Below are 23,672 nucleotides of genomic sequence, written 5' to 3'. Positions count from 1 at the left end.
ACGAAGGGCGTCAGTCTTCGTGCCGGTAGGGTTGTTTGTCAGGTCAATCAGTGACTCGGTTCGACCGTGAAGGGAATCTCTACCCTTTGCAGCTTCGCCCGATCCATCGCCTGCTGGGTCAGGGTCTTCATCAGCGCTTTCATCTCGGTGTTGATCGCCTCCAGCTCGGCGGCATAAGCCTCGTCAGTCATGACATCTCCCGGAGCAATCGCGCTTTCCGGTTTACCCAACTCTGCGGCGAGGACCCGCAGTTCTTCTTTGAGAGCTGCCTTGGCCTCGACCGATAGATTCGGTTCGGTCGCGCGCTTATCAAGCGCCATGTAAAACTCTGTCGTCGCATCGATTCGACGCCTGAAGACTTTGAAGGCGCTTCGATTCAAGCGCTGGATGAAAGTCTCCCAGAACGGCTGTTCGATGATCGAATCACGCAACAAGTCGCCGGCTTCCAGAGCCAGTACCCGCTGATAGGCACTTTCGATCATCTCGGGGGTGACACCGGTGTGCGTGCGAAATTGCAAGTCACGGGATTGCCAGGGCAGATCCAGTCGTTCGGCCAGGTCCGTCATGTAGGCCAGGTGCACCTCGACTTCATCGATGCTCCCCGAGACTCGGCCTTCGGCATCGACAACCCTGAATTGCTCACCGTTCTGCAGTCGCTCGGCGACCTCCTTGTGGGCAATCCGGCTCAACTCATCCAGTCGGGATTTGCCTCTGGCCAACTGCACCAGTTCCGCCTCCACCAGAGCCGGATTGCCCAGTGCATAGGCCTCGTGGATCAGCACCTCCACCCCCATCGCGTTGAACAGCTGTGCCCCGGCATCGACACAAAGGGTGACCTCATCCCTGCCCATGACAAAAAGATTGCGCCGCAGCTCGCTGTCCCTGGACATCGCTTCCAGCATTCTCCAGACCTTGCTCGTCATGTCCTTCCTGAACGCGAGGTCATGCTTGAAATGGCTGGACTGGGTCAGTTGCCTGATCTTGTTGAAAAAAGGCACTGAGCCGAACTCATCCTCAACGCTGTTCCAAACATCCTGTTTGGCCACCCACTCAGGTCGCGTCAAGCCTTCCTCCCACTCGAGACTGTCACGTACGCCGCGAGGCGGATACGGACGATCGGGGTCCAGGCCGACGGACCGGATATAACCTCTGAGCGTTTCCAGGTTCTCGGCCGACAACCACGGCGGGTCGCGATTCAATACCGTGCGCGCCAACAGCTCCGCGGAGGCTGAGCCGGGCGTCACCTGCGGGATAACGGTCAGTTCGTTGCGCTGCAGGTTCAGGTAGAAATGCCGGAACCTGGGTTGAGCAAACAGTCCCTCCGGCCAGGTATTAATCCCGGTGTCACCCAGCATCAGGGTATGCAGCATGCGCATCCCACCGATATCGGGCACTCTCCCCAACGGGTTTCCTTGCAGATCCAGACTTTTCAGCCGGGAGAGCCATCTCAAGTAGGTAGCTCCCTGGGCATCCAGCACTATCCGGTTATCGCCGAGGTTCAGTTCGGTCAGCCCACGCATTCGCCCCACCGCACGAGGAAATTGCGTGAGCTGGTTACCGGTGAGATTCAGCGAACGGAGTTTCGGGAAATGAACCAGAAAAGTGACGTGGGCATCGTTCATTCCAGCGCCCAGCAAGTTCAGACTGGTGACGTGCTGAAAATCGGCTTCCAGCAGAGGCATGCTTCCCAAGTGTCGCCCCAGGGGAACGTTACTGAAATCAAGCGCTGTCCCGTACCGATTTCCCAAAGGGTCCACATCCCTGGGCCCGGTGTGCTGCCAGCACTGGCGAATGGTTGTGTAGATCGAGTTTCGGGTCTGCCATTCGGTAATGCCGGCAGGGCTGTACCTGAACGCTTCGGTGGGTAAATTGAGCCAGTGCCGGAAATTGGCATTGAGGCGATCGAACTCCGCCTCCAGTGCGCTTGCCCGCTGCTCCGGGGTAACGTCGTCGCCCCCGCCGTCCAGGTAAGCCTGGGCCTCGGTTTCCGTCCAGCCGGGGCGCACACCCCTGACCCGCTCCTGCGGCGTCACTCGGCCGGTCAGTTGTCGAATGCCCTGTGGGGCGAACATGCCACCGCGCAACTTCATCGTTTCGGGATCGTAGGCGGGCTTGCGCAGAGGATTGTCCGCCAGCATCGGGCGCAGCTTGTCACGCGCCAATGGGGCATTTTGAACACTGCGTTTGAGGGTCGCGCCTTGATAGATCTCATAACCCAGCGCTTTACGTTCGGCGTCGGGCAGAGCATGCAAGACGGATGAAAAAAGATCGTCGGCACCCCGCAGATGGTTATCCTCGGCATCCCGCGCTTCATAGCCCTCGTCCGTACTGACCAGCACTTTGCGTGTACGTGCGTTCTCCGGGCCAATGCTGTCGCGCAGGTGCCCGGTGAACGAATGTTCGCGAACTTCAATGCGCACGTCTCCCGGCCAGTTCGGCAAGGTCTCCAGGGTGTGCAGCGCCAGCCTTTGCGTATCAGGAGCGTGCATCGAGTCAAGGAACAGCCCTTCATAGGCGCGCGCCAAACGTACCTCCAGCAAGGCCGCCCGCACCTGTTGCCGCAGGTGCAGGGCAATGCGCTTTTGTTCGGCCAGTACTCGCAAATCCGCCGGGTCAGCGGCGGCCAGCAGTTCCTCGGCCACGCCGTCGGGCAATTGTGCAAAAGCATCCTGAAGCACCCGCACATTGGCATTGTCTGATGGCGATAGACCGCTCTGTGGCAGCGTCCCCGTGTCCACCCACGTCTTGAATCGTTCGATCGTGTCGACCAGCAACGCCGGCGGTGCTTCGTTTTCAACATGCAGCCGACGCAACACATCTGCTTCGACGCCACTGGCGATCCGGATCTGCTCAAGCGTTGCATCGTCGAACGTTTCTACCCTCGCCCCCAACCGTCGCATGAGCTCGGTCGAGGTCCATTCGACAGGGCGGTCGAGCTCGGTATGCCAGGTGCCGGCGCCATTGTGTTCAAGCTTCGGTTGGTAGGCCATCGCTCGATCCGGATGGAGAATCCGCGGTTGCCCCGTGAGTGGATCGTCTTGCACCGCAAAGTATTTACCGCCGATCGACAGAAATTCCTGATCGTTGTGCAGATACAGGCCTCGCTCGTTTGGCTTCGCATCCGGACTCAGACTGACTTGATGTTCATACGGACTCAGGTCCGGATTCCAGAGACGGGTCTTGCCGTCAGCGAGCACCACCGGCTTCAGCTGTTCGACAAAAGATGAAGGCCGGACCGCTGCCGCTGCGCCCGTGGGTAAAACATGCCCTGCCGCCATGATTGCCAACTGGGCAGCATTGATCAGGACACCGCACAGAAGCGCCGACGCTTCTTCCTTGTCTCCCTTGCTCCAGTCCTCAATGCCCTCCATGGTTTCGAGCAGCATTTGCCCGACCATCACGCCCAACATGGCCTCTCCCAGGCCCGGCACCAGCATTGCGCCGAAGTTGAACACATTCCAGCCGATGTTCGCGTAACTCCTCAGCCGCGCCCAGCGGGCATTGGCATCTTCATCGCCAGTGGGCACGGCGATATGTCGCGCATCGGCGATGGCCTTGTCGCGCCGCCATCGACTGAGCTGAGGCCAGAGCGCGCCTTCGATCACATGGGTGATCGGCTCTGCGTCGGGGTTTTCCACTGCGGTTTCCCGCCACCATGGCCCCATGTCCAACGGTTCCCGCTGCTGCCAGGTGAAGGTGCTGAAGCGCTCCCTGACGCGAGCGAAAAACCTGCCCTGGTCTTTTTGCGGTACGAACCGACTGAAGAATTGCTGATAGTCCGACGAGCGCAACTGGCTCGTCAGCTCCTTCATGAAGTCGGTGAAGGACGGATATTCCTTCAAGGGATGTTCAGGGTCGTCAGGGACGTAGGCGATCAAGGTGCCATCGAGCCGGCTCTGCGTGAAAATATCGTTCCTGCCCAGCGTCTCGTCGACCACACCGCTTGGCCCATTGGCAAAAAAGGCCTTGAGCAGTTTGAATTGATCAAACTCCTGCCCGGGTAAAATGGCCAGTTTGCGCGACCACTCCATCATTGTTCGTTGATGTGTCGGAACCAGGCTGTTGTAGATTCGCTTTACTCGTGTGGGATCAGCCACTGCACTGAACAACACGATACCCGACAGCTTTACGCCCAAAAGAGTCAGCCGATGAGACTGTAACGGGCGATTGCCCATCGTGATGTTTGCCTGATTGTCCCGCAGTTGCTGCAACTTGCCATACGCATAAGAAGTGATATCACTTTTTAAATAGGCAATCAGCGCTGACTCATTGAACGCGGCCTTTTCAGCCCCGATGAAGTGCTGCTCAAGCGAGGCCTTGGCATCAACCGCCGAAGGTGCCAGCAACCCTTTGATGTGCAGCTGATATTGCGCACCGAGATCCAGATCCCTGCAAAGGCTCGCAAAACTTTCGATGGTCAATGAATGGCGCCTCAGGGCTCCTTCGGCGTCGGCAGTGAAAATGCCGGAGCCATCACGAAAGGCGCCAGCACGGGTTTCAGAGTCTTCGAAGTTATGGAGGGCGGCCTCCAGCAGAGTTGACTGCCTGAGCCGACTGGCATTGGTGTCGACGCCAAAACCCAAAAGGGCCGGAATATAAAGCCGTACCCATGTCGCATGAACATCCAGATCCAGGTTCAGCTTTTCTTTCAGGGCCTGAACAAGCAAGGGTTCGGCGAACTTATTGATGTCCTTTTGTAAATCGCCCAGTGTGTCATCCAGACTGTCTTGCCACCGCCAGCGCTCACTGATGAGTTCGTTGAGATATTGACAGTTGATAGCACTTGCCTTGATGTACCACTCGGGAACGTCGGGTTTGATATCAGTCGTTGATACAAACCTTGATACAGACGGCTTCTTTATGAATGCGGGAACTTTAGTTGCAAGATAATTCAAATAAACATTGGCGCCTGCCGGCATCTCTTGAGAGATATCGGAAACGCCCCCTTCTGACAATTCATTCATTGCGCATGTATCCCTATGCGTTTGAGAAGAATGCCAAGCTTATTCAATACCTGCAAAAACAAAAGATTAAATAACTGTTGGGAAACAGCGACAAAACAAACAACACCTTCCAACTTAAGAATCTAAAAAACAAATAAATACCACCTGCAAGACCTGCAAGCATGATCCGGCGTGTCAGCGGTAGTTTTTACCGATCTACAAAGAGGCTAAGATGCCCAGACTCTCCAGGCAGGTAATGGCCATGCGCTTATCCGAATTCATCAGGCAACACGTGGACCGTATCGTCGATGAATGGGAACAGTTCGCCAGAACGATCACCCCGGCGGCCGAGTACATGGATCGAGCAGCCTTGCGCGATCACGCCAAGGCGATTCTGCTGGCGGCAGCGCGGGACATGACCACCGCGCAAACCGCCAGCGAACAGCTCGCCAAGGCCAAGGGCGAAGGCCCGGAGAAAACCCCAAGCCTGGATGAAGCGGGTGCCAGCCATGGCGAACTGCGGCATACCGTGGGCTTCGACCTGGTGCAGATGACCAGCGAGTTCCGCCATTTGCGGGCCTGTGTGATTCGGTTGTGGGTCGACAGCCTGGAGTCACCGGACCTGACCTATTTCCAGGACATGATCCGTTTCAACGAAGCCATCGATGAGGCCCTCGCCGAATCCACCGCCGCCTATGCCGAACAGGTCAACCATTCACGGGATCTGTTTCTGGCGATACTCGGGCATGACTTGCGAGCGCCATTGCAGGCAGTGAGCATGTCCGCCGAGTTACTGCTGCGTAAAGCAACGCTTGAAGGCGATGCTTTGGCCTGTGCCAACAACATCAAGGATGGCGCGCGGCACATGGCGGTGCTGGTCAGCGATTTGCTGGAACTGGTGCGCAGTCGCCTGGGCAAGCGCCTGCCAATCGAACCGGCGCCCATGGACCTGGCCGAGACGGCGCGCGAAGCGATTACCCAGGCTTGCGCTGCTCATCCGCAATGCGATTCGGCACTGAGCGTCGAAGGCGATACCCGGGGTGTCTGGGATGGCCGAAGGCTCGCTCAAATGCTGCAGAATCTGATCGGCAATGCCTTGCAGCACGGTTCGAACCACAGCGTGATCAAACTGACCCTCAGGGGCGAAGCGGACAGCGTTCGGCTCACCGTGCACAACGACGGTGCGCCGATTCCGCCCGAGGTCATCGGCACAATCTTCGATCCACTGGTACGCAGTGCCGACGAAGAACTCGGCGGGCCGAGCACCAGCCTTGGTCTGGGGCTGTTCATCGTCAAGGAAGTGGTTGATGCCCATGAAGGGACGATCGAGGTCAGTTCCAGTGAGGCCGAGGGCACACTGTTTACCGTGGTGTTGCCCAGGAAGGTGTGACGCCTTGGGACCGCTGTGGCGAGGGGGCTTGCCCCCGTTCGGCTGCGCAGCAGTCGTAAAATCGACGCATGCGGTCAGTCTGAAAAACCGCGATGACCGGATTTGGGGTCGCTACGCAACCCAACGGGGGCAAGCCCCCTCGCCACAGGTTTAGTGTTTACAGCTATTCGATCACCAGCCGCCCCAACCGCTGCTTGAGCATGCGGTTCTCGGCCCGCAGCTGCTGGACCTCGTCAAGCAGGTCCAGCGCCAGGGCGACGCCTTCCCATTCCAGCTCCAGGTCGCGCCGCAGCTTGGCGGCGCGCTTGGCCAGTACCAGCTCATAGTCGGTGAAACGCCAATTCTTGGGCTCTGTCCCCTGTGGTTCGAGGATGCCGTGTTCGACGATCTCGATCACATGCACGTCCGACAACTCGGTCGCCTCACAGAATTCTGCCAGGTCCAATAGAACGATCACGGGGTCGCTCATGATTGGGCTCCTCCTTATCTCGGAATCAAAAATTCTCTCGCGGATCGAAAGCGGCTTTTTTCGCCAACTCCTCCCACAACGCCTTGACGTCATGGTCGAGTTTTTTCGGCATCACCGCCTTGAGCTGCACGAACAGGTAACCACGGTGCCCGGCCTTGTGCATCAGGCCGTGGCCCTTGGCGCGCATGCGCTGGCCATTCTGGCTGCCGGCCGGCACCTTGAGGTTGATCTTGCCGGTCAGGGTCGGCACCGCGACTTCGGTCCCCAGCGCCAGCTCCCACGGTGCCAGCGGCAAGGTGATGATCAGGTTCTCGCCTTCGACATCGAATTTGGGGTGCGGCGCAAAACGAATGGTCAGGTACAGGTCGCCATTGGCCCCGCCACCGATGCCCGGAGCGCCCTGGCCCTTGAGGCGGATGCGCTCGCCGTCGGTCACGCCGGCGGGAATTTTCACGTTCAGGCTTTTACTGGTGTTGCTGACATGCTGGCCGGCAGCGTTGTACTGCGGCACCTGGAAGCTGACCTTCTTCGATTCGGTCGAGAGGGTTTCTTCCAGAAAAACCGGTAATTCCATTTCCACGTCTTGCCCTCGACGACCGGCGCTATGGCCCGACCGTCCACCACCACCGAAACCCGAACCACGGTTGCCGAAGATCGAACTGAAGAAGTCCGAGAAATCGCCCGTGTCCTGACCACCGCCACCGAAACCACCACGACTCTGCCAACCCGGCGGGCCCTGGAACGGCTGGCCGTGGTGACCGTACTTGCGCAAGTCGTCGTATTCGGCGCGCTTGTCGGCGCTTTTCAGCGCTTCATAGGCTTCCGACGCGTCCTTGAACTTGGCCTCGGCGTCCTTTTCCTTGCTGACATCGGGATGGTATTTGCGCGCCAGCTTCCGATAGGCGGCCTTGATCGCCTTATCGTCCGCGGTCGGCTCCACGCCGAGAATCTTGTAATAGTCTTTGAAGTCCATCGAGGGAATCACCATCCATTATCGAAATCGCGCCGCTCGGTACAGCATGCTCTGGTTTACAGCGTTTGAATTGATCAATCTCAACTTTGTGACCGGGCAGCGCATCAGTAGTTTATCGGCAGCCGGGCGCAGTTCTTGCTGTCGCCCAAGGATTGCCAAACCTATGCAGGGAAGTTTGGGGGCGATGACCCATCTTTCAAGCGCAGATCAATGCGATTTAACAGATAGTCGGCCTTCGAATCTGCGCCGCACTGACATACACTGCGCGGCCGTTTTTTAACCGGAACTTGAAAGACATGAAAAACGCATCTCCAGCCCGTGCCTGTGGTATCGACTTCGGCACGTCCAACTCCACCGTCGGCTGGCTGCGCCCCGGCATGGAAACGCTGATCGCGCTGGAGGACGACAAGATTACCCTGCCCTCGGTGGTCTTCTTCAATATGGAAGAACGCCGCCCGGTGTACGGTCGGCTGGCGCTGCACGAGTACCTGGAAGGTTACGAGGGCCGCTTGATGCGCTCGCTCAAGAGCCTGCTGGGCTCCAAACTGATCAAGCACGACACCAGCGTCCTCGGCACGGCGATGCCGTTCAAGGACCTGCTCGGGCTGTTCATCGGCCAGCTGAAGAAGCGCGCCGAAGCCGCTGCCGGTCGGGAGTTCGAGGAAGTGGTGCTGGGCCGTCCGGTGTTTTTCGTCGACGACGATGAACTGGCCGACCAGGAAGCCGAAAACACCCTGGTGGACGTGGCCCGTGCCATCGGTTTCAAGGAAGTCTCGTTCCAGTACGAACCGATTGCAGCGGCGTTCGACTATGAATCCACCATCGAAAAGGAAGAGCTGGTACTGATCGTCGACATCGGCGGCGGTACGTCCGACTTCTCGCTGGTGCGCCTGTCCCCTGAGCGACGCGGACATGACAACCGCCATGACGACATCCTCGCCACCGGCGGCGTGCACATCGGCGGGACCGATTTCGACAAACAGCTGAGCCTGCAAGGCCTGATGCCGCTGTTCGGCTACGGCAGCCGGATGAAGAGCGGCGCCTACATGCCCACCAGCCACCACATGAACCTGGCGACCTGGCACACCATCAACTCGGTGTACTCGCAGAAATCGACCCTGGCCCTGGGCAGCATGCGCTACGACATCGAAGACACCGGCGGCATCGATCGCCTGTTCAAGCTGATCGACCAGCGCGCCGGGCACTGGCTGGCGATGGAAGTGGAAGAAACCAAGATTCAGCTGACTCATGCCGACAGCCGCCATGTGCCGCTGGACCGCATCGAGCCCGGTTTGAGTGTGGAACTGACTCGTGCGCTGTTCGAATCCGCCATCGACAACCTGCTGGAGCGGGTGCGCAACAGCGTGACCCAGTTGCTGAACGACGCCAATGTGCGGGTCGATCAAGTCGACACGGTGTTCTTCACCGGCGGCTCGAGCGGGATTCCGGCACTGCGCAACAGCGTCTCGGCGATGTTGCCGAAGGCGCAGCATGTTGAGGGGAATATCTTCGGCAGCATCGGTAGCGGGTTGGCGATCGAGGCGGCCAAGCGTTACGGCCCGATGGATTGACCTGAAACCCTGTGGCGAGGGGGCTTGCCCCCGTTTAATGATCGTTCCCACGCTCTGCGTGGGAATGCCGCCATGGACGCTCAGCGTCCGCTGTTGAAGCTGTGACGCGAAGCGTCACGGGATGCATTCCCACGCAGAGCGTGGGAACGATCGGTTAGATCAACACTGGATCAAACCATCCCCACCTGCTTCAACTCACTCTTCAGGTACGCGTAGTAAATCGGCCCCGCCACCACCCCCGGCAGGCCGAACGCGGCTTCGAACACCAGCATCGCCAGCAGCAACTCCCACGACTTGGCACTGATCTGCCCGCCGACGATGCGCGCGTTGAGGAAGTATTCGAGCTTGTGGATAAAGATCAGATAACCCAGCGCCGCCACCGCCACCCAGATCGACAGCGACAGGCCGACGATGGTGATCAAGGTGTTCGACATCAGGTTGCCGATCACCGGCAACAAGCCGAGCAGGAAGGTCAGCACGATCAGGGTTTTGGTCAGCGGCAGCTTGATCCCGAACATCGGCAGGATCACCGCGAGGAAAATCCCGGTGAAGAAGGTGTTGAGCAGGGAAATCTTGATCTGCGCGAACACGATATTGCGAAACGCCTGGACCAACAGGTGCAAGCGGTCGAACAGCGCCGCGGCCAAGGGCTTGCGCTTGGTCAGGTCCGGCACGCGCTGCAAGGCGATGATCGCCCCCAACACCATACCGATCAGCAGCGTCACGAACATGTGCGCCGCGTCCTTGCCCACCAGTTGCAAGTCGCTCAAGTGCTTGCTCATCCACTCGCCGATGGCCACTCGGAACTCGGCGGCACTGGCCGGCAAATAAGCGTCGATGAACGGCGGCAGCTGCCCGCGTGCCCGGTCGACCACACCCATGAATTTGTCGAGGGAAGCACCGGGGTTTTCCGCCTCGTGCAGCAGGAAACTGATCGCACCGGCAAAGATCAGCGCCAGCACACTGACCACCAATGTTCCCAGCAATGCCACCGCCAACCAGCGCGCACGGCGGCCTTCGATCAGCCGTTGCAATTGCGGCGTGAGCATGTTGACCAGTTCGAATACCAACAACCCGGCCAGCAGGCTGGGCAGCAATCGCAGAGGGATCACCAGTAGCAAACCGCCAAAAATGATGACCCAACTGATGAGCAACAAGACCTGACGCTGAGAAAACGCTGACATACAGCCTCAAAACGAACGACGTGAAAGGATTGGCAGTCTGCCAGCGTTCCGGCGCCGAAGCGAGCAAACACGAACCTTGGGAGCAAGCCTGCTCGCGATAGCATCAACGCGCTTCTGCGTGATACCGAGTCGCCTGCATCATCGGATCGCCGTCCGGAGCAGGCTCGCCCCCACACTGCTTATTTTTTCTTCAGGCACTCACTCATGAACGCTTTGCGCGCATCGCCCTTGAGGCCCTTGGTAGTGGCATCGGCATTACAGGTTTTCATCTTTTCTTGTTGAGGTGTCATGGGCTTGGCGGCATCGGCGGCCGGCGCGGCTTTGAGGCAGGTGCTCATGAAGGCTTTGCGCTCGTCGCCTTTAAGGCTCTTGGCGGTAGCGTCGGCATTGCAGGTAGTCATCTTGTTCTGTTGGGCAGTGGCGGCGAAACCCTGAGAGCAGAGCAGCAGACCGATCATCAACAACGGGGCACGCAACATCTTCATGGAGTTTTCTCCTTGTTACCGCACCGATGGGTACGGCCTCGCTCTGGAGTGTAGACAAAGCCTGTTACACGTTCACCTGCTATCAAGGTGGCTGCGTCGATACTGTTCCGGCGTGCACCCGGCCTGACGCTGAAACATCGCGATAAACGCCGAGCCGGTGCTGTAACCCATGTCGAAGGCGATTTCCTGAATGCTGCGGTGGCTGTCCAGCGCTTCGATCGCCGCCAGAAACCGCAACCGTTGCCGCCATTCACCGAAACTCATGCCCAACTCGCGAACAAACTGCCGGGCCAACGTGCGTTCGCTGACGTGAATCTGCCCGGCCCAATACGCCAACGGCCGGTTATCCCCAGGCTCGGCCTGCAAGGCTTCCAGAATGCCAAATAACCCGGGGCTGCTGGCGTAGGGCAAATAGCACTCATGCATGGGCGCCTGTTGCAGTTGGTCCACCAGCACTTGAGCCAGACGCTGGTCCGCGTCGTGCTCGGGAATTTTCACATCGCGGGCGGCGAAGTCTTTCAGGATCGCCTTGAGGATGTCGCTGATCGCCAGGGTGCAGGGCTGTTGCGGCAGATGGCGGCACAGCGTCGGCGCGAGGCAGACCGCGCGATAGTTGATCGGCTGATGGCTATAGAAACTGTGTTCGGTCCCGGGCGGCACCCATACCGCGTATTGCGGCGGTGACATGAAGCGGCTGCCGTCGACATCCATGTGCAACACACCATGGGCGGCGTACTCCAGCGTGCCCCACGGATGCCGGTGAGGCGCAGCGTATTCGTGGGCGTTGAAGTCGGCATAGCGGAAATACACCGCCGACGGCAGTTCGCTGAAATCCAGCAGGTCGATGTGTTTACTGTTCATGCTGTCCGGAATCAGAGTTAGATTGTCTGGATCGCAGTATAGGCTTGCATCCAGACAGACGGATAATTGCCCCTCATTAACGTTCTGGCTTTTTCCCGATGCAATACGCTTATCCCCTGCTGGCCATTTTCATTTGGGCCGGCAACACCGTGATCAACAAACTCGCGGTGGGCGCAATCTTCCCCGCCGAAATCGGCTTCTACCGCTGGCTGCTGGCCGGGATTCTGTTCACGCCTTTCATGCTTAAGCCGGTGATCGCCCATTGGCCGGTAATACGCCCAAACCTGGGGAGGATCTTCATCCTCGGCGTACTCGGCATGGCGGTTTATCAGAGCCTGGCCTATTTCGCTGCAACACTGACGTCGGCCACCAACATGGGCATCATTTTGTCGCTGATGCCATTGATGTCGCTGGCCATGGCGATGGTCAGCCTCGGCCAACGCCTGACCGCCGGTGCGCTGGCCGGTGCGGTGCTGTCGTTTGCGGGGGTTTTGGTGGTGGTGTCGTCCGGCAGCCTCGGCGCATTGCTCGAACACGGGGTGAACCTGGGCGACGCGATGATGCTGATCGCCACGCTGGCGTATGCGATTTACAGCACCTTATTGAAAAAATGGCAGCTGCGCTTGCCGCCGCTGGTGTTGCTGTATTTACAGGTGCTGGTGGCGGTGGTGGTGCTGTTTCCGCTGTTCCTCGCCTCACCGAAAATCGGCCCGACCCTGCATAACATTCCGCTGGTGCTTTACGCCTGTCTGCTGGCCTCGATGCTTGCGCCGCTGGCGTGGATGCAGGCCGTGGTGCGCCTGGGCCCGAGCCGGACCACGCTGTTTTTCAATCTGCTGCCGTTGATTACGGCGCTGATTGCGGCGGTGGTGCTGCATGAGCAGTTGGCGCTGTATCACCTGGTGGGTGGGGTGTTGACGTTGGGTGGGGTGATTTTGTCGGAGCGCTGGACTACCGTGCTGGGCCGCAAGAACAGCGTTGCCTGACCGGATACCTTCGCGGGCAAGCCACGCTCCCACAGGTTTTGTGTCGGACGCTGGCAATGGGCACGACGCCAAACCTGTGGGAGCGTGGCTTGCCCGCGAAGAACGATAACGCGGTCTAAACCCCCGCCGCCTTCAACCGCGCGGCATGCTCGACAAACAACCGCACCGGCTCTGCCCCTTTGCCCACCAGCCCCAGGGATTGGTTGACGATATCGAAGTGATCCATCGGGTATTGATCGCCAATCACCGTCCCGAGATGCGAGCTGTAGCGCCCGACCATCCCGTCGCACTGCCCCGCTTCACGCACGAAGGTTCTGGCAAACAACCGGCAACTGCGGTTGGTGCCGTCGAACAGGTTGCACCCGCGATCGGTCTTGCCCGGCTGCAAAGTCCCGGACCAGGAGTAATAGCGCACGCCATTGACCACTTCCGGGCCATGCCCACCCCAGGTGTCAGGCAGCCCCTGTGGATAACGCTGATTGAACAGCGCCACGCCGGCCGTGGTCAGCGACTGGTGCGAAGCCGGGATATCCACCGGCAGTCGCGGCCCGCGATAACCGGTTTCCAGCAGGCACATCAACGCGCTGATCAACCACAGTAAAAAGGTGAGCAATCGGCCCCTGGCGCTGTCTGCCGGGTAGTGATCGTGCAGGTAATCCGCCAGCTCCGAACCGTGATTGGGCCCGGCCACCGAAGTCACTGAAGCCACCTGGTCCGGGCGTTTTGCGGCAGCATACCGAGCGGTGAGCGAGCCCTGACTATGGCCGATCAGGTTGACCTTCTCGGCCCCGGTGTCGTGCAGGATTTCCTCGATTCGTGCCAGCAATTGCTCACCGCGCACCTCGGTTGAGTTGAGCGGCGAGACCTGCACCGCGATCACGGTCGCCCCATCCCGGCGCAACGCCGAAATGATCCCGAACCAATACGGATAGAGCAGCAGACGAATAAACCCGAGCATCCCCGGGACCAGCACCAACGGGTAACGCGTGGCAGAGCCTTGCGACATGGATGAACATCCTTGTGGTCGGTGAGATGAAGCAAGGCCGGATGCAAGGCCTCAGCCAAGCATCGCCATCCAAGATGACAACTCGACGACCAGTCTATGACATCCCCTACTTCAACCCCACCACGCCCGCCACAATCAGCCCGACCGACACCAGCTTGAGCGCCGTGAGGCTTTCGCCCAGTAGCGCAAAGCCGAGGAACACCGTGCCCAGCGAACCGATAGCGGTCCAGATCGGGTAGGCGATGCTCACCGGTAACTCCCGCATGGCCAGGGTCAGGAAATAAATCCCTCCGATTGCCGCCACCACGGTGATCACCGAAGGCCAGAGCCGGGTGAAGCCTTCGGCGTACTTCATGCCCATGGCGAAGGTGACCTCGAACCCGGCAGCAATCAACAGGAACAGCCAGGCCATCTAGAACTCCCTGGCCAGCCCCAGCAAGCGCTGTTCGGCCTCGGCCACGGAAACCTGGAAGGTGCGCTCGGCGGACTCCTCGCCCTCGGCGGCGACGACTGTGACGTCAGTGATGCCGATGAATCCCAGCGCCGTGCGCAGCAACGGGTCTGCATGATTCATCGCCTCAAGCTCGCCACCGGGGCCGAAACCAAACCCGCCGCGACTGGTGACGATTAACGCCTTCTTGCCCCGCACCAGCGGTTCGTACTGCGCGATGCCGTTGTCCAGGGTGTGATTGAACGTCAGCCCGAGCCGCACAATCTGGTCGATCCAGGCCTTGAGGCCACTGGGCACGCTGAAGTTGTACATCGGCGTGGAAATCACCAGCAGATCATGACCGAGTAACTCCCCCACCAACTCATCGCTGAGTGCCAGGTCGGCCTGCATCGACAGCGGTCGCGCTTGAGGCTCCGGATGAAAAGCAGCCGCTACAAAGGCTTCGTTGACGGCCGGGATCAACGCCCGGCCGACTTCACGGCGGGTCAATTGCGACTGCGGGTTACGGACCTGCCAGGCTGAAAGAAACACCTCGGCCAACCGCCGCGAGTGAGAGCGGTCGCCACGGGGGCTGGCGTGAATGGCAAGAATTGTGCTCATCTGAATCTCCTTAAGGGCTAAACTGAAACGGCTTGTGGTTGCAGCTTGAAGCGCACAGCCACCTGCCTTCAAATGAGCAAAAATCAGTCTGGATGAATCTATTTCACCCATGGAGTTTAAATGTTTGCCTCGTTGCCATTGACCGCCCTGCGGGCCTTCGAATCCGCCTCGCGCCTGCTGAGTTTCAAGGCGGCCGCCGAAGAGCTGTCCGTGACGCCGACGGCGGTTTCCCACCAGATCCGCTCCCTGGAAAACTGGCTCGGCGTGCCGCTGTTCGAACGACTGCCACGCCAGGTGCGCCTGACCGAGTGCGGCGAACGGCTGTTCCGCAGCCTGCATGGCGCCCTGCTGGAAGTGGCGCAAAGCGTCGATACCTTGCGCCCGCAACGCAGCGGCACGAGCCTGACGATCTCCACCACCGCCGCTTTCGCCGCCCTCTGGCTGGTGCCTCGGCTGGGACGGTTTTATGCCCGGCATCCGAACATCAACGTGCGGCTGGACACTCACTGCGAAGTCATCGATTTGCATCAGGACGCCAGCGTCGATCTGGTGCTGCGCTACAGCCTCGACGATTACCCGAACCTGTATGGGTTGTGCCTGTTCGACGAATCCTTCGGGGTTTATGGCTCGCCTGAACAAGTGGCCCTGGCGACCCGTCGGGTACCCACCCTGATCAGCGTGCAGTGGCATAACTCCAAACTGTATGCCCACGGTTGGGAAGCCTGGTGCGCGCAATCCGGCGAAACCTGGCTGACCGGGCAGCCAGCGGTGCGTGAATACGACGAAGAGCATTACGCCCTGCAAGCCGCCATTGCCGGGCAAGGTTTGGTGCTGGCGAGCAATATTCTGGTGTCGGAGAGTGTGGCCAGCGGCTTATTGCTGCCTTATCGGGGTGAGATTCAGGTCGATGGGGCCGGATACAGCGCACTGTGTGTACCAGGGCGCGAACGGCATCCGCCGGTGCGGGCGTTTTTTGCGTGGTTGCAGGAGGAAGCTCGATTGTCTGGTCTATTGCCAAGATCGAAGCCTGCGGCAGCTCCTGCAGGGGAACGCGTTCCAATGTAGCTGCCGCAGGCTGCGATCTTTTGATCTACCGGGTGGGCTTGACCGTCACCGGCGCCTTGCCCGCCTTCATCTGCTCCAGCAACGGCGCACACTGATTCGGCTCGCCGGCGCTCGGCGCGATCAGCGCCAGCAAACCCGCCGCCGGCGCGGCAATCACACCCAGCGCCACCATCCCGGCCCCACGCAACATCAGCGGCACCGGTTTGACCCCTGCGTCCGGCTTGATGAACTTGCCCCGCACATACAGTGGCGAACGCAACGAAATCAAGCGCCAGCCCTTGGATTCCGGGCTGATGGTCAGGTCCAGTTGCTCGGTCGCCATGTTCGCCGTGCCATCGATGTAGACAATCGCGTTCTCGGTATCGAAGACGAACAACTGCGTGGTCGCCAGACCGCTCTTGATGTCGAAATTGGCCGCCGCGCAGTTGATCTTCACTTCCTTGTCGCCAAAGATTTTCCCGACCACGTAGTTGCCGACATTGAGCCCGGCCAGCTCCATCAACTCGCGACTGATCGCGCCATCATTGATCAGCATCTTCAAATTGCCGTCGGCAGTGCCCAGCAGCTTGGCCACCGAGTTGCCACGACCGACAAGGTCAGCATCGCCATTGAGCTCACCAAAACTGGTTTTCATTCGCTCGATGGAGGGGAACAACTGCTTGAGCTTGAACTTGCGCGCGGTCAGTTTGGCCCGGCCTTCCAATGGCTCGGTGCGCCCGTTCAGGCGAATCTGCGCATCCAGATTGCCGCCGGCCACGCCGAAACGCAGGGGCTCGAGACTGAGCACACCATCCGTCAGCACCAAATGGGTGTAGAGGTCGTTGAACGGCAGTTTTTCGCTGTGGACGATGCGCTTGCCAGTGAACTCGACGTCAGCGTCCATATCGCGCCAGCGCTCGGTCTTGAATTCCTCGACCGGCAGTATCTTGTCCGCCGGCTGCTTGCTTTCACCGCCGCGGACCTTTTGCCTGGCATTGGAGTCGGCGCCGATCAGTGGGGCCAGGTCGGCAAACAACAGTTGATTGGACTCCACCGCCCCGCTGAGCTTGGGCCGCGGCTGGCTCGCGACATAAGCCAGGTCGCCATGGATGTCGCTCTCGCCAATCTTGCCGTTGAAGTCCTCATAGCGGTACACCGCCCCGCCCGACTCATGCAACTTGGCGGTCAAATGCCCATCCGTGGCGTACGGCGGGGTATCCGGCAGGGTCACGCCGATCAGCGGATAGAGATTGCCCAGGTTGGCACCGGCCAGTTTCAGGCGCAGATCCAGGGCGCCGAGATTCAGTGGATCGGTGAGCGTACCGGCCAGTTCGACGCTGGTGTCGGCAATCTTCATTTGCGCATGAAGCGGGAACGGCTTGGCGGCATCCTGTAGGGCCAGCAAACCACCGATTTTGCCTTGGCCGGCCAGATTCTGGCCGTGGTATTGGCCTTTGACCTTCAACGCGAACGCGTAATCCTGCGGTGAACCGCCCTTCTCAAGCACGGTTTTCGCCGCTTTGTCGCCGACGATGTCACTGAAGGGAATCGGTTTGCCCAGCGGATCGATAAGCAAGTCGAGGCGGGTTTTCAGGCTCTGGTCGTCGAGCGTGACATGGCCCTTGTCGAAGCCGATGGCACCGATGTCCAGCACCCAGTTAGAAGGCTCGGCGTTCGGGTCCTTGGGGACAAACTTGAATGTCCAGTTGGCGCGGCCGTCGGCCAGACGCTGTAGGTCGGCATTGGGCTCGGTCAGGTCGATGCGCGGGATCGTCAAGCGCTGTGTCAGCAAGGCCAGCGGTGAAATACGCAGCTCGACGCGTTTGAGGGTGGCCATCTGCGGTTGCTTCGACCAGTCCGGGTTGCCCAGGCTCAGGTCCTCGGCCACCACATGCGGCCACGGTACCCAGGCCCGCCAGCCGCCTTCGTCGGGCTCGCGCTGCCAGACCACCGCGAGGTTGCCATTGATGGCGAACGGACGATGCAGTTCTTCAGAGACTTTGGCGTTAAGAGGCGGTTTGATCCGGTTCCAATCGAAGAACGCGATGATCAGCACCAGGACGGCCAGCAGCCCAACGAGGCTGGCGGAGGTCCAGGCAAGCATTTTACGAGTGCGCGTCATTGCACAGAGCTCCTGAATACGACTGAGCGCCCTGACAGCGACGCACTGATGAAACGTTAGGCCAGAACCGGCCTGCCATGAAATGTACGACTGGAAAACGGCCCGCAGGTTTAACCCGAAGGCCGATTCGAACGCAAATAGCCGGCTCGCCCCTCCCTTTTCAGCGTTACCGACCCCGCACTTTTGCGTGGCGAAAATGAGTCGAAAATACCCACCTCAGTGCAAAAACGTTCGCCGGAAACGCCCGTTCTAGAGCCGCTCGGCCAAACAATCAATTCCGTTGATTATTACCATTGCGTTTATGAACTTTTATATCGACTTATCGAGAGTAGCATTGCCCTCGTACCCACTTTATCGCCCTCCCAAGGAGCAACCCATCATGAAACGCGAATTACTGCTTAGCCTGACCCTCTCAATGTTAGCCAGCACCGCTTTTGCTCTGCCGGCTACTGATCAGGCCACGCCACAAGTCAAAGACAGCCACTCGGTGTTCAGCCAGACCGTTGCCGATGGTGCCAACGGTAACGAGCGCCTGAAAGAAAAAGGCCTGATCACCCAGGATGGTTCGGATCGCACTCCACAGGGCCAAACCCTGGCCGCTGACGGCACCGACCGTACCCCACAAGGCCAAACCCTGGCGGCTGACGGTACCGACCGTACCCCACAAGGCCAAACCCTGGCGGCTGACGGTGCCGACCGTACCCCACAAGGCCAAACCCTGGCGGCTGACGGTGCCGACCGTACCCCACAAGGTCAAACCCTGGCCGCTGACGGTACCGATCGCACTCCACAAGGCCAAACCCTGGCCGCTGACGGTACCGATCGCACTCCACAAGGCCAAACCCTTGCTGAAGGTGGTGGTGACCGTGTGATCGAACGCAACAGCGCTGTGAGCTAAGCCCATGGCGGCCTGGAAAAAAAGCCCAATCCCCGGATTGGGCTTTTGACTTTATAGAAGCTGCATTTCCCCCGCGTGATCCCCCGACAGTCCGTTCGACGCCAGCGAAGCCGATTTGCTAGAGTGCGCCGCTGTCCCTGTCCAGAAAACACCCTTGCGATGCTGCCCCGCGCCGAACAGAAACAACAGACCCGCAACGCCCTGATGGACGCTGCCCGCCACCTGATGGAAAGCGGCCGAGGATTCGGCAGCTTGAGCCTGCGCGAAGTGACGCGAACCGCCGGGATCGTGCCCACTGGTTTCTACCGGCACTTCGCCGACATGGACGAATTGGGCCTGGCGCTGGTGTGCGAAGTCGGCCAGACCTTCCGCGAAACCATCCGCCTGGTGCGCCATAACGAGTTCGTCATGGGCGGTATCATCGATGCCTCGGTGCGGATCTTTCTCGACGTGGTCACGGCCAATCGCTCGCAGTTCCTGTTTCTTGCCCGAGAGCAGTACGGCGGCTCGCTGCCGGTGCGCCAGGCCATCGGCCGCCTGCGCGAGGACATCAGCTCGGACCTGGCGGCCGATTTGTCGCTGATGCCCAAACTGCAGCATCTGGATATCGCCGGCCTGAGCGTCATGGCCGATCTGATCGTCAAAAGCGTGTTCGCGACCCTGCCGGACATCATCGATCCGCCGGCCGAAGCATTGCCCGAGCACCTGACACCCCAGGCGAAAATCACCCAGCAGTTGCGGTTTATCTTTATCGGGCTGAAGCATTGGCAGGGACTCGGCAGTACCGAGTAACCCGTTAGAAAAAAATCGCAGCCTTCGGCAGAAGGCTGCGATCTTTTTGTGCGCTGCAAATTGGTGCGTAAACACCCGCCACGCACCAACTTCAATCAAAGTCCTGCAACACTGTGAGTATCCCCCGTCGCTCTGACAGGCATTTCCTACCTCTCACCCGATTGGCAAGCCCCTTGCTCTAGCCTGAACATTGTTCATTGCTGGAAGCCTTCCGATGCTGGTGATTCATCGCAGAATCGACCCTCAACCCGTCTGGGCCGCCGAGTTGCACCTGACCTTCGAAGCCAGGAGCAAAAGTCGCTTGCGCTGTTTCAGTGCCGAGGGTGAAGACGTCGGCTTGTTTCTGGAGCGCGGCCAGCCGCCGCTGCATGACGGCGAATGCCTGCAAGCCGAAGACGGGCGCGTCGTTCGCGTCTGCGCTCGTCCCGAACAACTGCTGCACGTCACCTGCGCCAATGCGTTCGAACTGACCCGCGCCGCCTATCACCTGGGCAATCGCCACGTGGCCCTGCAAGTCGGCGACGGCTGGTTGCGCCTGCTCGATGATTACGTGCTCAAGGCCATGCTCGAACAACTTGGCGCCAAGGCCGAGAACATCGAAGCGCCGTTCCAGCCGGAACACGGTGCCTACGGTGGTGGCCATCACCACTCGCGCCACGGTGACGAGGACTTCAACTACCCGCCGAAACTGCACCAGTTCGGCGTGCGTTTATGAACCCGGCCTGGGCGCTGCTGCGCCTGGCCAGCCCGCAGCTGCCGATTGGCGGCTACAGCTATTCCCAGGGCCTGGAAATGGCGGTGGATAACGGCCGGGTCAATGATCCCGACAGCGCGCGACGCTGGATCAGCGATCAATTGCTGCTGAACCTGGCGCGCTTCGAAGCGCCACTGCTGCTCGCGCATTGCACCGCCGCCGCCGAAGAAAACTGGACCCAATTGCTGCAACGCTGTGAAGAGCATCGCGCCAGCCGCGAAACCCGCGAGCTGCATCAGGAGAGCCGGCAGATGGGCTATTCGCTGCAGCAACTGCTCAACGGCTTGCCGGAGCTGGACGAGCCTGCTCGCGCCTTTCTCGAGCAACGCCCTGAACCGCATTTGGCTCTCGGCTGGGCGCTGGCGGCTCGCGCCTGGAACATCAGCCCCCAAGATGCGCTGGCCGCCTGGCTCTGGAGCTGGCTGGAAAACCAACTGGCGGTGTTGATGAAAACCCTGCCGTTGGGCCAGCAAGCCGCACAACGCCTGACCAGCGAACTGCTGCCGTTGCTGCAACAGGCGCAGCAAGACGCCACCCGAATCAATCTCGAACACGTTGGCAGCGCCGCTTTCGGTCTGTCCCTGGCGTGCATGGCCCATGAGCGCCAGTACAGCCGTCTGTTCCGTTCCTAGGGCCTTTTAGTTTGGAGAATCACATGAACACACAACCCCTGCGCGTCGGCATCGGCGGCCCGGTCGGCTCCGGCAAAACCGCCTTGACCCTGGCCCTGTGCCTGGCCCTGCGCGAGCGCTACAACCTGGCCGTCGTGACCAATGACATCTATACCCGCGAAGACGCTGACTTTCTGGTGCGCAACGAAGCCTTGGCGCCGGAGCGGATCATCGGTGTGGAAACCGGCGGCTGCCCGCACACGGCGATCCGCGAAGACGCCTCGATCAACCTCGAAGCCGTGGACCAACTGAACCGGCGCTTTCCGGGGCTGGATCTGATTCTGGTGGAGTCCGGCGGCGACAACCTCTCGGCGACCTTCAGCCCGGAACTGTCCGACCTGACCATTTACGTGATCGATGTCTCCGCCGGCGACAAGCTGCCGCGCAAGGGTGGCCCCGGCATCTGCAAATCCGACCTGCTGGTGATCAACAAGATCGACCTGGCGCCGCTGGTAGGAGCGTCGCTGGAGATGATGGACAGCGACACCCAACGCATGCGCAACGGCAAGCCGTTTGTCTTCAGCAACCAGAAAACCGGCCAGGGCCTTGAAGAAATCATCGCCTTTATCGAACGCCAGGGCCTGCTGACTGCGGCCTGATCACACTTATCAACAAGGAAGCTTATCCATGACACTGAAACGCATTCTGGGCGCCATGGCCCTGCTGCTGACCCCAGCCATTGCCTTCGCCCACCCGGGCCATGGCGACAACGGCTTGATCGCCGGTATCAGCCACCCGATCGGCGGCCTCGATCACTTGCTGGCGATGGTTGCCGTGGGGTTGTGGGCGGCGCAGCAGAAAGGCGCTGCGCGCTGGGCCCTGCCGTGCACATTCGTGGGCACCATGTTGATCGGCGGCTTGCTGGGTTTTGAAGGGCTGAACCTGCCGGCGCTGGAGAGCGGGATTGCGGCATCGGTATTGGCGCTGGGCCTGGCGGTGGCGTTGGCAGTGCGTCCACCGCTGAGCCTGGCGGTGGCGGCGACCGCGTTGTTCGCGCTGTTTCATGGCGTGGCGCATGGTCTGGAATTACCGGACATGTCCAGTCCTTGGACGTATGCCGCAGGGTTTGTGGCGGCGACGGCGGCGTTGCATGCCGCGGGTTATGCAGTGGTTCGCATCTTGCCTCAGGCCGCGGCACCATTGGTTCGGCTGGCGGGTGCGGCGTCGGCGGCAACCGGAGCCTGGTTGCTGGCGGGTTGATTCTCTAACGTCTGAACTGGCCCCTTCGCGATCCGGTTTGCCCGCGAAGGCGGCCCGACAGACACCGCATCTCTAAGGCCTGCTAACATGTCGCGCAATTAACCCTGCCGTGACGACGCCAGCCAATGCCGCATGCTTCCCGCTCTGCCTCCCAGCCTGAATTGACCGCCCTGTTCACCTCAGTGCATCAGCACTTCCAGGACGTGATCGTGCCGCTCTGGCAGGGCCCCGGCTGGAACGCCGACATGGCGTTGCCTTATGAGGCGCTGGATGCCGAGCATAAACCGCTGCCCCCTCAGCGCTACCGAGCCATGGCCTGCGCGCGGCAGCTGTACCTGTTCTCCAGCCTGATCGGCCAGGTGCCCAAGGCTGAAGAGCGCGCGGCGGCGCTGTTTCGTTCCTTGCAACGGCATTTCCACGATGCCGAGCATGGCGGCTGGTTCTACAGCATCGACCCGCAAGGTACGCCGCTGGACCAGCGCAAAGACCTCTACACCCACGCCTTCATCCTGTTCGCCTGCGCCCATTATTGGGACAAGGTTCGCGAACCGCTGGTGGAGTCGGTACTCAACGCCGCGCTGGAAGTGGTGGCGCAGCGTTTCGCCATGGGCGACGGCCTGTACGAAGCCAGCCTGGACCGTGATTGGTCCTCGCTCGACTCCGGGCCATTGCAGAACCCTCTGATGCATTTGGCCGAAGCCTTCCTCGCCACCCTGTCGGTGCGCGAAGACGCGGCTGTGCAGAACGCGCTCATCGAGTTATGCACAGCCATGCAAAAGCGTTTCATCGACCCGCGACATGCGGTGTTGATGGAGAAGCCGCTGGGAGCTGTGGATAACTGGTTCGAGCCGGGCCATCAGTTCGAATGGTATTTCCTGCTGCAATCCTCGCCATTGCTGCGCGGCTCGACACTGCATGCCTCGCTGGAGCGCGCGTTTGCGTTCACCGAGCAACGAGGTGTCGATCAGCAGACCGGTGCCGTGCGAGCGATGCTGGAACTGGATGATCACCCTCGTGACGCAACCCAACGCATCTGGGCTCAAGCCGAATACCTGCGCGCCCTGACCTTGCGCCCGGGCAGCGAAGCATCGGTGCAACGCCAATTGCAGGCGTTGCAGCAGCGCTTTCTGCATGCGGGCGGTTGGTATGAGTGTCGCGATGAGCAGGGCGAAGTAAGCCGCAAGGACATGCCTTCGACCACGCCTTATCACTTGGCAACCTGCTATCGCGGGTTGGTCGAGTATCTCGGCTGAGTTTTTTGTGGCAAGGGGG

Annotated in this window: 21 protein-coding genes; 11 read left to right on the top strand and 10 right to left on the bottom strand. The window is 60.2% G+C overall.

The genetic code is table 11. The features are described from left to right. Nucleotides 1-47 precede the first annotated feature (47 nt). Nucleotides 48-4,964 (bottom strand): dermonecrotic toxin domain-containing protein, encoded by a 4,917-nt coding sequence (locus PSH69_RS02810; protein WP_305410973.1) that lies wholly within the window; start codon nt 4,962-4,964, stop codon nt 48-50. A gap of 241 nt (nt 4,965-5,205) precedes the next feature. Here PSH69_RS02810 and PSH69_RS02805 point away from each other — a divergent pair, with 241 nt between their 5' ends. After that, on the top strand, nt 5,206-6,333 hold the full coding sequence (locus tag PSH69_RS02805; RefSeq protein ID WP_305410972.1) for a sensor histidine kinase KdpD: 1,128 nt from the start codon (nt 5,206-5,208) through the stop codon (nt 6,331-6,333). A gap of 163 nt (nt 6,334-6,496) precedes the next feature. Here PSH69_RS02805 and PSH69_RS02800 read toward each other — a convergent pair whose 3' ends face one another. Beyond that, nucleotides 6,497-6,802 carry a chaperone modulator CbpM gene (locus tag PSH69_RS02800; protein WP_105340435.1) on the bottom strand — a complete coding sequence of 102 codons (306 nt, stop codon included), beginning with the start codon at nt 6,800-6,802 and terminating at the stop codon, nt 6,497-6,499. A 25-nt stretch (nt 6,803-6,827) separates the two neighbouring features. Continuing rightward, nucleotides 6,828-7,775 (bottom strand): DnaJ C-terminal domain-containing protein, encoded by a 948-nt coding sequence (locus PSH69_RS02795; protein ID WP_018928458.1) that lies wholly within the window; start codon nt 7,773-7,775, stop codon nt 6,828-6,830. A gap of 296 nt (nt 7,776-8,071) precedes the next feature. On the opposite strand from PSH69_RS02795, the gene PSH69_RS02790 reads away from it, so the two are divergent. Next, on the top strand, nt 8,072-9,346 hold the full coding sequence (locus tag PSH69_RS02790) for an Hsp70 family protein (RefSeq protein ID WP_305410971.1): 1,275 nt from the start codon (nt 8,072-8,074) through the stop codon (nt 9,344-9,346). A 170-nt stretch (nt 9,347-9,516) separates the two neighbouring features. On the opposite strand, the gene PSH69_RS02785 is transcribed toward PSH69_RS02790, so the two are convergent. From PSH69_RS02785 to PSH69_RS02775, 3 genes are all read right to left on the bottom strand, one after another. Further along, a complete protein-coding gene (locus PSH69_RS02785) occupies nt 9,517-10,530 on the bottom strand; it encodes an AI-2E family transporter (RefSeq protein ID WP_007937079.1) in 1,014 nt (337 codons plus the stop codon). Nucleotides 10,531-10,709: 179 nt separating this feature from the next. Further along, entirely contained in the window at nt 10,710-11,015 is a 306-nt protein-coding gene (locus PSH69_RS02780; RefSeq protein ID WP_305410970.1) for a PsiF family protein, read from the bottom strand. Nucleotides 11,016-11,087: 72 nt separating this feature from the next. Beyond that, entirely contained in the window at nt 11,088-11,876 is a 789-nt protein-coding gene (locus tag PSH69_RS02775; RefSeq protein WP_305410969.1) for a helix-turn-helix transcriptional regulator, read from the bottom strand. Nucleotides 11,877-11,974: 98 nt separating this feature from the next. Here PSH69_RS02775 and PSH69_RS02770 point away from each other — a divergent pair, with 98 nt between their 5' ends. Continuing rightward, on the top strand, nt 11,975-12,862 hold the full coding sequence (locus tag PSH69_RS02770) for a DMT family transporter (protein WP_305410968.1): 888 nt from the start codon (nt 11,975-11,977) through the stop codon (nt 12,860-12,862). Nucleotides 12,863-12,977: 115 nt separating this feature from the next. On the opposite strand, the gene PSH69_RS02765 is transcribed toward PSH69_RS02770, so the two are convergent. The 3 genes from PSH69_RS02765 to PSH69_RS02755 form a co-directional block, all read right to left on the bottom strand. Further along, a complete protein-coding gene (locus PSH69_RS02765) occupies nt 12,978-13,868 on the bottom strand; it encodes a triacylglycerol lipase (RefSeq protein ID WP_305410967.1) in 891 nt (296 codons plus the stop codon). A gap of 106 nt (nt 13,869-13,974) precedes the next feature. Beyond that, nucleotides 13,975-14,280 carry a multidrug efflux SMR transporter gene (locus PSH69_RS02760; protein WP_123599719.1) on the bottom strand — a complete coding sequence of 102 codons (306 nt, stop codon included), beginning with the start codon at nt 14,278-14,280 and terminating at the stop codon, nt 13,975-13,977. Beyond that, nucleotides 14,281-14,919, bottom strand: coding sequence for an FMN-dependent NADH-azoreductase (locus tag PSH69_RS02755; RefSeq protein ID WP_305410966.1), 639 nt, complete (start codon nt 14,917-14,919; stop codon nt 14,281-14,283). It lies immediately after the preceding gene. Between the two features lie 120 nt (nt 14,920-15,039). Between PSH69_RS02755 and PSH69_RS02750 the strand changes: the two genes are divergently transcribed. Continuing rightward, nucleotides 15,040-15,984, top strand: a complete 945-nt coding sequence (locus PSH69_RS02750; RefSeq protein WP_305410965.1) for a LysR substrate-binding domain-containing protein — start codon at nt 15,040-15,042, stop codon at nt 15,982-15,984. A 25-nt stretch (nt 15,985-16,009) separates the two neighbouring features. Here the strand turns inward: PSH69_RS02750 and PSH69_RS02745 are convergent, their stop codons facing one another. Continuing rightward, complete coding sequence (locus PSH69_RS02745; RefSeq protein WP_305410964.1) at nt 16,010-18,085, bottom strand: AsmA family protein; 2,076 nt, start codon at nt 18,083-18,085, stop codon at nt 16,010-16,012. A gap of 379 nt (nt 18,086-18,464) precedes the next feature. Here PSH69_RS02745 and PSH69_RS02740 point away from each other — a divergent pair, with 379 nt between their 5' ends. The 7 genes from PSH69_RS02740 to PSH69_RS02710 all read left to right on the top strand — a co-directional run bounded on the left by PSH69_RS02740 (nt 18,465) and on the right by PSH69_RS02710 (nt 23,653). Then, nucleotides 18,465-18,983, top strand: a complete 519-nt coding sequence (locus tag PSH69_RS02740) for a hypothetical protein (RefSeq protein ID WP_305410963.1) — start codon at nt 18,465-18,467, stop codon at nt 18,981-18,983. Between the two features lie 159 nt (nt 18,984-19,142). Continuing rightward, complete coding sequence (locus PSH69_RS02735) at nt 19,143-19,775, top strand: TetR family transcriptional regulator (RefSeq protein ID WP_018928469.1); 633 nt, start codon at nt 19,143-19,145, stop codon at nt 19,773-19,775. Nucleotides 19,776-19,989: 214 nt separating this feature from the next. Beyond that, nucleotides 19,990-20,490, top strand: coding sequence for an urease accessory protein UreE (gene ureE / locus PSH69_RS02730; RefSeq protein WP_018928470.1), 501 nt, complete (start codon nt 19,990-19,992; stop codon nt 20,488-20,490). After that, nucleotides 20,487-21,161 (top strand): urease accessory protein UreF, encoded by a 675-nt coding sequence (locus tag PSH69_RS02725; RefSeq protein ID WP_305410962.1) that lies wholly within the window; start codon nt 20,487-20,489, stop codon nt 21,159-21,161. Before ureE ends, PSH69_RS02725 begins: the two co-directional genes overlap by 4 nt. A 23-nt stretch (nt 21,162-21,184) precedes the next feature. Beyond that, nucleotides 21,185-21,799, top strand: coding sequence for an urease accessory protein UreG (gene ureG, locus PSH69_RS02720; RefSeq protein WP_018928472.1), 615 nt, complete (start codon nt 21,185-21,187; stop codon nt 21,797-21,799). Between the two features lie 28 nt (nt 21,800-21,827). Next, nucleotides 21,828-22,400, top strand: coding sequence for a HupE/UreJ family protein (locus tag PSH69_RS02715; protein WP_305410961.1), 573 nt, complete (start codon nt 21,828-21,830; stop codon nt 22,398-22,400). 125 nt (nt 22,401-22,525) lie between these two features. Beyond that, entirely contained in the window at nt 22,526-23,653 is a 1,128-nt protein-coding gene (locus PSH69_RS02710; RefSeq protein ID WP_305410960.1) for an AGE family epimerase/isomerase, read from the top strand. Nucleotides 23,654-23,672: the final 19 nt, after the last annotated feature.

Origin of the sequence: Pseudomonas sp. FP1740, assembly GCF_030687165.1 — a bacterium.
Classification (GTDB): domain Bacteria; phylum Pseudomonadota; class Gammaproteobacteria; order Pseudomonadales; family Pseudomonadaceae; genus Aquipseudomonas.
This window is presented reverse-complemented; position numbering and strand designations above follow the sequence as displayed.

What these genes read in the sequence shown, in the direction of transcription:
- PSH69_RS02810 (WP_305410973.1), bottom strand. Translation starts at nt 4,964, where the DNA reads ATGAATGAATTGTCAGAAGGGGGCGTTTCCGATATCTCTCAAGAGATG.
- PSH69_RS02805 (WP_305410972.1), top strand. Translation starts at nt 5,206, where the DNA reads ATGCGCTTATCCGAATTCATCAGGCAACACGTGGACCGTATCGTCGAT.
- PSH69_RS02800 (WP_105340435.1), bottom strand. Translation starts at nt 6,802, where the DNA reads ATGAGCGACCCCGTGATCGTTCTATTGGACCTGGCAGAATTCTGTGAG.
- PSH69_RS02795 (WP_018928458.1), bottom strand. Translation starts at nt 7,775, where the DNA reads ATGGACTTCAAAGACTATTACAAGATTCTCGGCGTGGAGCCGACCGCG.
- PSH69_RS02790 (WP_305410971.1), top strand. Translation starts at nt 8,072, where the DNA reads ATGAAAAACGCATCTCCAGCCCGTGCCTGTGGTATCGACTTCGGCACG.
- PSH69_RS02785 (WP_007937079.1), bottom strand. Translation starts at nt 10,530, where the DNA reads ATGTCAGCGTTTTCTCAGCGTCAGGTCTTGTTGCTCATCAGTTGGGTC.
- PSH69_RS02780 (WP_305410970.1), bottom strand. Translation starts at nt 11,015, where the DNA reads ATGAAGATGTTGCGTGCCCCGTTGTTGATGATCGGTCTGCTGCTCTGC.
- PSH69_RS02775 (WP_305410969.1), bottom strand. Translation starts at nt 11,876, where the DNA reads ATGAACAGTAAACACATCGACCTGCTGGATTTCAGCGAACTGCCGTCG.
- PSH69_RS02770 (WP_305410968.1), top strand. Translation starts at nt 11,975, where the DNA reads ATGCAATACGCTTATCCCCTGCTGGCCATTTTCATTTGGGCCGGCAAC.
- PSH69_RS02765 (WP_305410967.1), bottom strand. Translation starts at nt 13,868, where the DNA reads ATGTCGCAAGGCTCTGCCACGCGTTACCCGTTGGTGCTGGTCCCGGGG.
- PSH69_RS02760 (WP_123599719.1), bottom strand. Translation starts at nt 14,280, where the DNA reads ATGGCCTGGCTGTTCCTGTTGATTGCTGCCGGGTTCGAGGTCACCTTC.
- PSH69_RS02755 (WP_305410966.1), bottom strand. Translation starts at nt 14,919, where the DNA reads ATGAGCACAATTCTTGCCATTCACGCCAGCCCCCGTGGCGACCGCTCT.
- PSH69_RS02750 (WP_305410965.1), top strand. Translation starts at nt 15,040, where the DNA reads ATGTTTGCCTCGTTGCCATTGACCGCCCTGCGGGCCTTCGAATCCGCC.
- PSH69_RS02745 (WP_305410964.1), bottom strand. Translation starts at nt 18,085, where the DNA reads ATGACGCGCACTCGTAAAATGCTTGCCTGGACCTCCGCCAGCCTCGTT.
- PSH69_RS02740 (WP_305410963.1), top strand. Translation starts at nt 18,465, where the DNA reads ATGAAACGCGAATTACTGCTTAGCCTGACCCTCTCAATGTTAGCCAGC.
- PSH69_RS02735 (WP_018928469.1), top strand. Translation starts at nt 19,143, where the DNA reads ATGCTGCCCCGCGCCGAACAGAAACAACAGACCCGCAACGCCCTGATG.
- ureE (WP_018928470.1), top strand. Translation starts at nt 19,990, where the DNA reads ATGCTGGTGATTCATCGCAGAATCGACCCTCAACCCGTCTGGGCCGCC.
- PSH69_RS02725 (WP_305410962.1), top strand. Translation starts at nt 20,487, where the DNA reads ATGAACCCGGCCTGGGCGCTGCTGCGCCTGGCCAGCCCGCAGCTGCCG.
- ureG (WP_018928472.1), top strand. Translation starts at nt 21,185, where the DNA reads ATGAACACACAACCCCTGCGCGTCGGCATCGGCGGCCCGGTCGGCTCC.
- PSH69_RS02715 (WP_305410961.1), top strand. Translation starts at nt 21,828, where the DNA reads ATGACACTGAAACGCATTCTGGGCGCCATGGCCCTGCTGCTGACCCCA.
- PSH69_RS02710 (WP_305410960.1), top strand. Translation starts at nt 22,526, where the DNA reads ATGCCGCATGCTTCCCGCTCTGCCTCCCAGCCTGAATTGACCGCCCTG.